Source organism: Streptomyces sp. NPDC045998 (assembly GCF_056430285.1).
The window spans coordinates 485,266-495,954 of the sequence record NZ_JBWKLJ010000002.1; the positions used below are offsets into that span (position 1 = coordinate 485,266).

11 protein-coding genes are annotated in these 10,689 nt (G+C 73.9%); 8 read left to right on the forward strand and 3 right to left on the reverse strand.

All coding sequences use genetic code 11. The features are described from left to right. The first annotated feature begins 246 nt into the window (after positions 1-246). From AC07FJ_RS07125 to AC07FJ_RS07160, 8 genes are read left to right on the forward strand one after another with little or no spacing between them, the layout of a single operon-like run. Positions 247-1,338, forward strand: coding sequence for a hypothetical protein (locus tag AC07FJ_RS07125; RefSeq protein WP_479046161.1), 1,092 nt, complete (start codon positions 247-249; stop codon positions 1,336-1,338). Then, positions 1,335-1,931: a hypothetical protein gene (locus AC07FJ_RS07130; protein ID WP_479046163.1), complete on the forward strand. Its 597-nt coding sequence runs from the start codon at positions 1,335-1,337 to the stop codon at positions 1,929-1,931. The genes AC07FJ_RS07125 and AC07FJ_RS07130 overlap by 4 nt, the downstream gene beginning before the upstream one ends. Further along, positions 1,928-3,430 carry a glycogen synthase gene (locus AC07FJ_RS07135; RefSeq protein WP_479046164.1) on the forward strand — a complete coding sequence of 501 codons (1,503 nt, stop codon included), beginning with the start codon at positions 1,928-1,930 and terminating at the stop codon, positions 3,428-3,430. The genes AC07FJ_RS07130 and AC07FJ_RS07135 overlap by 4 nt, the downstream gene beginning before the upstream one ends. Before the next feature lie 2 nt (positions 3,431-3,432). Further along, entirely contained in the window at positions 3,433-4,059 is a 627-nt protein-coding gene (locus AC07FJ_RS07140; RefSeq protein ID WP_479046933.1) for a D-sedoheptulose-7-phosphate isomerase, read from the forward strand. Further along, positions 4,056-4,637, forward strand: a complete 582-nt coding sequence (locus AC07FJ_RS07145) for a D-glycero-alpha-D-manno-heptose-1,7-bisphosphate 7-phosphatase (RefSeq protein ID WP_479046166.1) — start codon at positions 4,056-4,058, stop codon at positions 4,635-4,637. Before AC07FJ_RS07140 ends, AC07FJ_RS07145 begins: the two co-directional genes overlap by 4 nt. After that, positions 4,634-5,800: a galactose-1-phosphate uridylyltransferase gene (gene galT, locus AC07FJ_RS07150; protein ID WP_479046169.1), complete on the forward strand. Its 1,167-nt coding sequence runs from the start codon at positions 4,634-4,636 to the stop codon at positions 5,798-5,800. Before AC07FJ_RS07145 ends, galT begins: the two co-directional genes overlap by 4 nt. Beyond that, entirely contained in the window at positions 5,797-6,795 is a 999-nt protein-coding gene (locus AC07FJ_RS07155; protein WP_479046171.1) for a GHMP family kinase ATP-binding protein, read from the forward strand. The genes galT and AC07FJ_RS07155 overlap by 4 nt, the downstream gene beginning before the upstream one ends. Positions 6,796-6,807: 12 nt before the next feature. Beyond that, the gene (locus AC07FJ_RS07160; RefSeq protein ID WP_479046173.1) at positions 6,808-8,031 is read left to right on the forward strand and encodes an MFS transporter; all 1,224 of its coding nucleotides are present in this window, start codon (positions 6,808-6,810) and stop codon (positions 8,029-8,031) included. A 97-nt stretch (positions 8,032-8,128) separates the two neighbouring features. On the opposite strand, the gene AC07FJ_RS07165 is transcribed toward AC07FJ_RS07160, so the two are convergent. From AC07FJ_RS07165 to AC07FJ_RS07175, 3 genes are all read right to left on the reverse strand, one after another. Then, the gene (locus AC07FJ_RS07165; RefSeq protein WP_479046176.1) at positions 8,129-8,818 is read right to left on the reverse strand and encodes a helix-turn-helix transcriptional regulator; all 690 of its coding nucleotides are present in this window, start codon (positions 8,816-8,818) and stop codon (positions 8,129-8,131) included. A gap of 157 nt (positions 8,819-8,975) precedes the next feature. After that, positions 8,976-10,070, reverse strand: a complete 1,095-nt coding sequence (locus AC07FJ_RS07170) for a C45 family autoproteolytic acyltransferase/hydolase (protein WP_479046179.1) — start codon at positions 10,068-10,070, stop codon at positions 8,976-8,978. Then, entirely contained in the window at positions 10,070-10,681 is a 612-nt protein-coding gene (locus tag AC07FJ_RS07175; protein ID WP_479046181.1) for a GNAT family N-acetyltransferase, read from the reverse strand. The genes AC07FJ_RS07170 and AC07FJ_RS07175 overlap by 1 nt, the downstream gene beginning before the upstream one ends. Positions 10,682-10,689: the final 8 nt, after the last annotated feature.

Consider the following 10,689-nt stretch of genomic DNA (forward strand, 5'->3'; position numbering starts at 1 on the left):
CCCACGCGACGGGATCTCGGTGCGGGCGCCAAGGCGCGCTCGCAGAGGTGGACAAGCGGCTATGCCCGAAGCGGCTCCTTGTCGGCCTTCCGCGCTCGTCGGTAGCGTCGTCGGCGGCCCTGCCGGTCGTGCCGACCACTCTCTGGGCAGACATTTCCGGCGGTGTTCCTCCCACGGCGAAGGCTGTGCCGAGACGGCTGCCATGACGACACGACACGACGCGCCGACACCGAGGTGGGGACAGCGATGACAGGCCCGGACTTCGCCGACGCGAGCTGCTACCACGCGGCCTTCGCCGTCCTGCTCACATCGATGGACGAGCCGGCCGACCCGGTGGCCGTGCTCGGCGCCAACGCGACCACGGGCGCGCGCCTCGACGAGGACGGCCTGCTCGTCTTCGACGACCCGCTGGAGATCCTCTCCCTCGTCCTCGCCCGCGCGGAGCGTCCGCTCGTGCGGCACAGGGTCGACGGCGCGCCCTCTTGGGCGGCCGCCGAACGCGCCCTGGCGGCCGGCCGGCCGGTCGCCGCCGCCGCGGACCCCTTCCACCTGCGCTACTTCTGGCCCGCGTACGGACAGAGCCACGACCTGCACACCGTCGTGCTGCGGGACCCCGACGCCGCGACGGACACCATCCGGCTGCTCGACGCGGGGGAGGAGGTCTTCTTCGACGGCCGGGTCCCCCTCGCGGAGGTGAGGAAAGCCATGTACGCCGAGGATCGGGGTCAGTCGTGGGTGGAGGCGGCGTGGGACCCCCGGCCCCCCGCCATCTCCACCGGTACGGCCGCCGACGGTCAACTGGGACGGATAGCCCAGGAGTTGACCGGAGACCCGGGGCGGTGGCTCACCGGCCGCGGCCTCGTCGAGGCCCTCACCGAGCGCCTCGACGACTACCTTCGGGCCGTGCGCGAGCGGCCCCGCCCCCGGGAGGAGGGGCCGGCCCCCGGGCTCGGCCGCACGCTGCCCCTCGGCCTGCTCTGGTACCACCACACGCTGCGCTGGCTCGCGCGGTGGCTCGCGCTGCCGGGCAGGCCCGGCACCGCGGCCGAGACCGCCGAGCGGGCGGCCCGGGACCTCGCCGTCGCCAACGGCCTCATGATGCGGCTCGGCGTTCTCGCGCCCGACAGCCCCCGGGCGGCGGCGTTCCGGACGGAGCTCGACTCCCGGCTCGCCTCCCTGGCCCGCGATGTGGCGGCGATCGGTGACGCGCTGGCCCGCGATGTGGCGGTGACCGGCGACGCGCCGGCCCGTGGTGCGGCGGCGACCAGCGACGCGCCGGCCCGTGGTGCGGCGGCGACCAGCGACGCGCCGGCCCGTGGTGCGGGAGGGGCCGCGTGACCGCGCCGCACGAGCCGGTGACCGGCCTGCCACTCGATCTGTCGGCGCACCGGAACAACACGGCCTGCTGGGCACCCGGCGCCGTACCGGTCGAGGGCTTCGGAGGCTTCGACGGCTTCGGACGCGCCCTCCCCGCCCCCGCCCTGTCGCCGCGCGCCGATGAGTTGCGGCTGCCCGCGGGCTTCGGCCGGGGCGCCGCGGACAACGTGACCTGCGAAGGGCAGGTGCTGACCGTGGACGGCGGCCCGCTGCGCGCGCTCGCCCTGCACCTCGTCGGCGCCGGGACCCAGGGCACCGTCCGCGAGACGTTCCGCCTCCGCACAGGCTCCGGCGACGTCACGGACGTCGACGTCCGGCTGGGCGACTTCCTGACCCGGGGAGCCGTCCCCGGAGCACGGTGCTACCTGGAGGCCGACTTCCTGTACGACACCGGGGGCCGACCGGAGCCGAGCGTCCGGCCCCGCCTGTGGCACGCCGTCGCCGCACTGCCGGGGCCGACGCCGTGCACCGGTCTCGCACTCCCTTTCAACCCCGACCTGCACCTGTTCGGCGTGTGGCTGAGCCCGGCCGACGACCGGGAGGAGCGGCCGTGAAGTGCCTCTATCTGACCCAGGAGCTGGCGCCCCACTTCGTGGAGGGTGGCCTCGGGCAGGCGTCGCGGGCGCTGTCCGCCGCGCTGCAACGCGGGTACGGCCTCCGCCACGACCTCTTCCTGCCGTACTACCCCCGCCTCGTACGGGAACGAGGGCTGCGCACCGAAGCGGTGCTGGCACTGCCCTCGGCCACGGTCGGCGGCGTCACCGCGCGACCCGTCGTCCACCGGCTGCTCGGCACCGGCGACGGACCCGAGGTGTTCCTGCTCAGGGCCGACGAGTGGTACGACCGCGAGGGCATCTACCGCGACGGGCGGTACGTCGAGTTCACCGACGCCGCCGAACGTGCCGCCTTCTACGGTCTGTGCGCCGCCCGTTGGGCCCGCACGAGCGGACGCGCCTACGACCTGGTCCACGCAAACGACTGGCAGTCGGGAGCCGCCCTCGCCCACCTGAGGGCGCGCCGCGCCGCGGCGACCTCGCCCGCCCTGCTGCTCAACATCCACAGCGCCCACTACTGGGGCGGGTTCCCGGCCGACCGGCTCCCTCTCCTCGGGCTCCCCGAGCGGTGCGCCGAGGAGCTCGCCGCGCGCTCCGCCGGACGACCCAGCCTGCTGCACCTCGGCATGCTGGCCGCGGACGCGGCGACCACCGGGAGCCCCGGCTACGCGCGGGAGCTGACGGACGACCTGGCCGGCACCCCGCTGGCCGGAGCCCTCGGCGCGCTCGAACTGACCGGGATCGTCGCCGGAGTCGACGCCGACGTGTGGGACCCGACCGCTCCCGGACGGACCTCGGCCCCGTACGACGCCGCATCCGTGGAAGAGGGCAAGAGCGCCAACAAGCGGGCCCTGCAACAGCGGCTCGGTCTGACCGTCGACCCCGCGCTGCCGCTGTTCGGTGTGTGCACCCGGCTGGTGGACGAGAAGGGCAGCGACCTGCTGCTCGACGGCCTGGGCCCGCTGCTCGTCGCCGGACGGGCACAACTCGTGGTCGTCGGGCCGGGGGACGACCGGTACCGTACGTCCCTCGCCGCTCTCGCCACCGCGGCCCCGGGCGCCGTACACCACAGCCCCGACTTCGACCAGGACCTGGCCTGGCTGGTGTACGCGGGCGCCGACTTCTCCCCGATGCCGTCCCGCGTGGAACCCTGCGGGCTCAACCAGCTGATCTCCATGGCCTACGGCACCCTCCCCCTCACCACTCCGGTCGGCGGCCTGCGCGACACGGTCACCGATCTGTCCGCCGACCCGCGGCGGGGCACCGGCCTGGTCATCGCCGATCACACCGCGCGGGCCGTACGGGACACCGCCGAGCGAGCGGTGCGCCTCCTCGCCGGTGACCGCTCCCACCTCACCGACCTGCGGCGAAGGCTGATGGCGCAGGACTGGTCGTGGGACCGCACCGCTCGGGAGACGGCGGCCCTCTACACCGGCCTGGTGGCGGCCGTCCGCCGACCCCGGCAGCTCACCGTCCCCTTCGAAGAACAGGCACCTTGACCATGGGAAACAACGGCGAACGCCGCACCGAGAGCGACGTCCGTGACTACGTACGAGGACTCCTGCGGGCCATCGACGCCCTCTCGCTGCGCGACGTGACGACGATGGCGCACCTGCTGGAAGAGGCCTATGACGCCGGGCGCACTGTCTTCACCTGCGGCAACGGCGGCAGTGCCGCGACGGCCTCCCACCTCGCGATCGACCTGGCCAAGAACACCCGGTGCGACGGCGCCCCGCCCCTGCGGGCGCACTCCCTGGTCGACCACGTACCCGCCCTCACCGCATGGGCCAACGACGTCGGCTACGACGCGGTCTTCAGCGGCCAGCTCGAAGGGTTCGCCGAGCCGGGCGACATCGTCGTCGGCATCAGCACGAGCGGCGACTCGCCGAACGTCCTCAACGCCCTGCGCACCGCCCGTAAGCTCGGCGCACGCCCCGTCGGCCTGCTGGGCCCCACCGGCGGCCAGGCCGCGGAGCTGTGCGACCACTGGATCGCGGCTCCGGCCGACTCGATCGAGGAGCAGGAGGACATCCACATGTCCCTGGCGCACATCCTGACCCGCCACATGCGCACCCATGTGCGGACCAGGGCGTCGGTGCGCTCCGCGACCGGGGGCGTACCGCGGTGACCGGTCGCCCCGCCGTCCTCCTCGACCGGGACGGCACGCTGACCGAACCCCGGCACTACCCGAGCCGGCCCGACGACCTCGTCCTGAGACCCGGAGTGGGAGCACCCCTGCGCTCGCTGACCGGGCTCGGAGTGGCCCTGGTCGTCGTGACCAACCAGTCCGGCATGGCCAGGGGCCTGTTCGGACGGGCCGAACTCGACGCCATGCACGAGAGGCTGACCGGCCTCCTCGCCGCGCAGGGGGTCCGTCTCGACGGCATCCTGGACTGCCCCCACCATCCGGACGGTGTCGTACCCGGACTGTCGGTGGGCTGTGCCTGCCGCAAACCCGAGCCCGGCATGCTGCTGCGCGCCGCGCAACACCACCACCTCGACCTCACGTCCTCGTGGATGGTCGGCGATTTCGACAGCGACGTGGAGGCGGGACGCCGGGCGGGCTGCCGCACGGCTCTCGTACGGGCGGCCGCCGACGAAGGATCCGCACCGCCGCCGACCGCCACCCCGGATCTGCGCACGGCCACCACCGAGCAGGCGCTGCGCCACATCCTCGGGTGGTACACGGCGGGAGAACGCCCGTGACGCGCACAGCCGGTTCCTTCACCCGGGCCGACGGGCGCCGGGTGCGTCTGTACGCGGACGGCCGTCGCGCCCCGGCCTCGTACGACGTGACGGACCCACCCGGCCGCACGAGCCCCGCGAGCGGGTCGCGGCTGCGCTGGGACGCGCTCGCCGAGGAGTGGGTGGTGATGGCCGCCCACCGGCTCAAGCGGCCCTTCTCCGCCGACACGACCGTGTGCCCGCTGTGCCCCGGCACGGGGGTGGAGCACGAGATCCCGGGCGGCGGGTACGACGTCGCCGTCTTCGGCAACCGCTACCCGGCGCTCGGCGCCCCCGGCCCGCAGGCCGCCCCGCCCGCCGCCCCGGGGCCGTTCACCGATGTCCCGGCCGCGGGGGTCTGCGAGGTCGTGTCGTTCGGCAGCTGCCACACGACGACCCTCGCCGAACAGCCGGTGCCCCGCGTGCGCACCGTGATCGAGGCGTGGGCCGACCGGACCCGCGCGCTCAACTCCCGTCCCGACGTGGCGCAGGTGGTCTGCTTCGAGAACCACGGCACGGCGGCCGGCGCCTCGCTCGCCCACCCGCACGGTCAGATCTACGGCTATCCGTTCGTGCCACCGCTCCTCGCCCGCGGCCGGGACGCGGCGCGCCGAGCCCGCCGCACGGGCGGCGGCTGCCTGTTCTGCGACACCGTCGCGGCGGAGGAGACCGCGGCCGTACGCGTGGTCGTGGCCGGGCGCCACTGGACCGCGGTGGTGCCCTACGCCGCCCGCTGGCCGTTCGAAGTGCACCTCTACGCGCGGCGCCACGTACCGGACCTGCCCGCGCTCGACGAGGAGGAGCGGGCGGAACTGGCGCTCGTCTACCGCTCGGTGCTGCGCCGGTTCGCGGCCGTCGCCGAGACCCCGCTGCCGTACATGGCCCTGTGGGTGCAGGCTCCGGCCCGCGAGGACCGCGACCTGGCCCATCTGCACGCCCGGCTGTTCTCCGCGCACGGCACCGACGGACACGTCAAGCGGCTCGCGGCGGGCGAACTGGGCACCGGAGCCTGGGTCAGCGAGGCCGACCCCGAGGGGGCCGCGGCGGCGCTGCGGGCGGCCGACACCCAGGAGGCGGGCGAGCGTACGACGGCAGCCGCGACCGGCGCGGCACGACAGGGAAGGGGAACGTCACCGTGTGGGTGAGCAGCGCGCCACTGAGGATCTCACTGGCCGGCGGCGGCACGGACCTGCCCAGCTACGCCGGCCGTTTCGGCGGCACGGTGCTGGGCGCGGCCATCGACCTCCGCGTCACCGTCGTGGGCCGGGACCGGCCCGCCGAGGCGCTGCCCGGCGCGGGCCCGCGCGTCTGCCTCGACTCGTGCGGGCGCCCCGAGGGCACGCACCAGGTGGCCAACCCGTTCGCGCGGGAGGCCCTGCGGCGCCACGCGCGCGACGGCGACGTGGACCTGGTCTCCTTCGGCGACGTGCCCGGCGGAACGGGTCTCGGCAGCTCCGCCGCGTTCTGCGTGGCGCTCACGGCCGGCCTCGCCGGACCGGGAACCTCCGGCGCGGCCCTCGCGGAGGCGGCCGGCGACATCGAGATGACGGGGCTGGGCCGCCCCGTCGGCCGGCAGGACCACTACCTCGCCGCGCTCGGCGGATTCCGGCTGCTGCACTTCGGCCGGGACGGCGGCGTCGACGTCGAGGACGTCCCCGTCGACGCCGCCACACGACGCCGTCTCGACGACGAGCTGCTGCTGTTCTTCACCGGAACCGTCCGCGACACCGGAGCCGTCCTCGCCGACCAGCACGCCCGGGTGACCCGGGGGGACGCCGACGCCGAACGGCGGCTGCACGAGATCAAGGAACTGACCGCACCCGCGCTGACCGCCCTGCGGGACGGCGACCCGGCCGCCCTCGGGCGGCTGCTGGGGCGTCACTGGGAACTCAAGCGAGGACTCGGGAGCCGGGTGACGCTGCCCGGCATCGACCACGCCTACCGCACCGCGATCGCCGCCGGCGCGACCGGCGGCAAACTGCTCGGCGCGGGCGGCGGCGGCTTTCTGCTGCTGCACGCCGACGCGCACAGCCGCCCCGACGTGCGGGCCGCGATGGCCGAGCTGGGCCTCGCCGAGCAGCCCTTCCACTTCGACACCGCCGGGGCCGGCCTGACGCTGCTCCCGCCGTCGACCAACTGAGGAGACAATCACTTGTTCGCGCCGTACCGCCGTCTGTTCGCCCCTCCGGGCACCATCGCGTTCACCCTGGCCGGGTTCTCCGGGCGCCTCGCCCTGGCCATGTACGGCGTCAGCACCGTCATGCTGGTGGCAGCCCAGCGTGACTCGTACTCGCTGGCCGGCGCCGTCGGCGGTGTCTCGCTGGCGATGACCCTGATCACCGTGCCCCGGATCAGCCGGCTCATCGACCGGTACGGACAGAGCAAGGTCGCCGTGCCCGCCGCCGCCATTTCGGCGCTCGGGTCGCTCGCCCTCGTGCTGTGCGCCCACTACGGCGCGCCGGTGTGGACCCTGTTCGTGACGGCGTCGCTGTCCACCGCGCCCAACGCCGGCGGTCTGGTGCGGGCCCGGTGGGCCGAGATCTACCGCGACGACGAGAAATCGCTGCACGTGGCCAACTCCTTCGAGCAGGTCCTCGACGAGATCTGCTTCATCGTCGGACCCATCGTGACCGTGGCCCTGTGCACCAGCGTCTTCCCCGAGGCCGGACGCCTGGTGGCGGGCGCCCTCACCCTCGGCGGCACGCTGCTGCTCGTGGCGCAGAAGTCCAGCGAACCCCCGGTCCAGGAACCGGAGCCGGCCGCCGCGTCGCCGCTCCGCAACCGCGGGCTGCGGGTCATCCTGCTGACCCTGCTGCTGACCGGTACCATCTTCGGCTCCCTGGAGATCGTGACCCTCGCGTACACCGAGCAGCTCGGCCATGCCTCCACGGCGGGTGTGGTGATCGGACTCCAGGCCGTGGGCTCCGCGATCGCCGGCGTCCTCTTCGGCATGGTGACACCCAAGGGGCGGATGACGACGCGCCTGCTCGTCTGCCTGTTCGGGATGGGTGTCCTGATGCTGCCGCTGCAGTTCGCCGGCAACCTGCCCGCCCTGTGCGTGCTGATGTTCGTCGCCGGAATGGCGAACACGCCGACGATGGTCACGAGCATGACGATGGTGCAGGAGCTGGTACCCCGCTCGCAGATCAACGAGGCCATGGCGCTCGCCGTCACCAGCATCCTCGGCGGTACGTCGCTGGGCTCGGCGATCGCGGGCCAGGTCGTCGACCGGGTGGACCCCGCGGCCGGTTACTGGATGGCACCCGGCGCCGCGGCGCTGGCGCTCCTCGTCGTGGGGATCGGGGCCCGCAGGATCACGGCCGCGGTGCCGTCCACCCCGGCGGCGGCGCGGGCGGCGACTGCCGCCGACGGCTGAGGAATCCTCTCCGGGGAGCCGGCCCGGCCGGGCCGGGCGCGACCGCGCCGGGCCCGGAAGCTCCGGGCCCGACAGCGGCCCGCCCGGCGCGGGTCCGTCAGACCAGCCCTTCCTGCAGGGCCGTGATGACCGCCGACGTGCGGTTGGGGGAGCCCAGCTTCAGCAGGATCGAGCCCACCAGACGCTTGGCGCCGTGGGTGGATATCCCGAGGACCCGGGCGACCTGCTTGTTGCTCATGCCCTTTGCCAGCAGCGCGAGCGTCTCCGTCTCCCGGGGGGTCAGGAACACGTTGCGGGGGCCCTGCCCCAGCGCCCGGGTGCGGGTGTGGCTGCCGGACAGCAGGCGACGGGCCAGCGTGGTCGGCATGGGCATCTCACCGGCGAGGGCGCGTCGCAGGGTGTCGTCGAGCGACGGTGCGGTCAGTTCGCTCAGGGCGAGGAAGCCGTCGACCGGGAGGGAGACGAAGAGTTCGCTGTAGCGGTCGTACGGCGCCTCACCCAGGACCAGGACGGTCGGCAGCGGCCGGCGGTCCCCTTCGCCGCGGGTGCCGAGCAGTTCCCACTGCTCCAGGGTGACGATGAGGACGTGGAAGTCGCCCGAGTCGACGGCCCGGGACCACGTGGCGGCGGACGCCGCTAACACCGTGCCGACGCGCGGCAGTCGGCGCATCACGCTCTCCAGGCCGGCGGCCACCACCGGATTGTCGACGAGCAGCAGCACATTGCAGGTCTCTGCTCCGGTGCCGGGCTCGGTTCTTGCGGCTGAGACGTCCTCGGTTCGAGTCACAGTTGCCCTCACATCGCGCACATCGGCGCCTTCGCGCACTGCCGGCCGTCCTGCCGCCAGTGAATGAATCACCACATCGGGCGCGGTGTCGCCGCCCCGTCGGTTCCAGGGGATCTTATGTTTCGGCCAAAGGGGTAGCAACGCCTTTCAAGTTCTTTCAGAATTTTTGCGGTTCGGGGGGCCGACCGATCCGAAAGACCTGAGTCGCGCTCAGGGCGGGATCACCGGGGCGGATGTGCAGCTCACGGCGCGACGGCACCATGACCACCGCGGCGACGGTCCGTTCGGCCCGGATGTCACCCCGGTCCGGCACGCGGATCGGGCGGGCGGACAGCAGCGCGAAGTGCCCCTCCGGCCCCGCGGACGGCGGAAGCCGGCGCAGGCCCTCGCGCGCCGCCTCGAGGCGGCGCAGGGAGGACCTGCGCGCGAAGGGGTTGAGCGCGTCGCCCGGGGCGAGACCGGGGTGCAGGAAGTGGTTGGTGTGGACGACGCGGCCGTCCTCGGCGGGGACGACCGCGAGATCGCCGCCGCGGAACTCCACGTACGCGGCCCTCCGCGGATCGCAGAAGGTGAAGGAGCGTGAGCTCGCCAGCGGCAGCAGGCGCCCGAGCTCCTCGACGGCGCTGTCGACGTCCGACGCCGTGTCCAGCAGGTGGCGTACGGCGAGATAGGGGGGAAGCCCCGGCTCCCAGTCGCCCCCGAGCACGAGGTTGATGCCCACCGCGAGGCCCTCGCTGTTGATGCCGAGGTAGCCGAGCAGCCCGCCGAAGCTCAGCAGGAGACTCCTGCGTCCGGTATCCGTCCGGCCGACGTCGAGGACGCAGATCTGATCGTCGAGGTGTCCGTTCAGGTCGACCGTCTGCGCCAGCACGGACGGGCCGGCCCCGGCGGACGGCGTGACGGCGTACGTCGTGCAGTCCCCGGCCGCCGGCACCCGGCGGTACCCCATGATCTCGCGGCGTATCTGCAGCAGTAGCGCCTCGTCGGGGGTGAGGCCCGCGCCGTGTGCCAACCCCCGTACCTCGTCGAGCACGTCCGGCACCGCGGCCCCGATCGCCGCGCGGTGGGCGGCGACGCGCGGACCCAGCTCGGCCTCCGTGACCGGCCGGGGCAGGAGGTGGTTCAGCCGCGCGAGACCGTCGTCCAGGAAGGCGCGCAGGGCCTTCGCCCGGGACGTGCCGTGCCGCACGCCCAGGGCGAAGGGACTGCCGGTGGCCCGCACGTACGGCAGGGGGAGGCCACCCGTGCGCATCAGGCCGCCCCCGGCACGGACGGTGGCCTGCTCGCCGCCAGATGGGCCTTCACCGCCGGCCACTCGGAGCGGATGACGCTGTAGAACACCGCGTCGCGGCGGCGTCCGTCCGGCATCGGGTTGAAGCTGCGCAGGGTGCCCTCCTCCCGCGCGCCGATGTTCCGCAGGCCCTTGCGGGCGCGCGAGTTGAGCTCGTCCGTCTTGAACTCGACGCGTTCGGCGCCGAGGCGCTCGAAGGCGTGCTCCAGGAGGAGGTACTTCGCCCAGTTGTTGACGCCGGCGCCCTGGAAGTCGACGCCCAGCCACGACCAGCCGATCTCGATGCGCCGGTCGGCCTCGGCGAGGTTGCCGAAGCTCATGCTGCCCGCCGTGCGCCCCGACCGCCTGTCGGTGATCACGTACACGGCCCGGCGGCCCGCCTCCTGGTCCGCCAACATCGCGGCGAAGAAGCGCTCGAAGTCGTCGTCCGACTCCACGCGCGAGACGAAGTACCGCCAGATGCTCGGTTCGAGGGCGATGGCGTGCAGCGCCTCGCGGTCCGACGGGGCCACCGGGCGGAGCAGTACATGCTCGTTCTCCAGAGGCGTCTGCAGCAGGTCGTTCCAGTTCATGTCGCGGG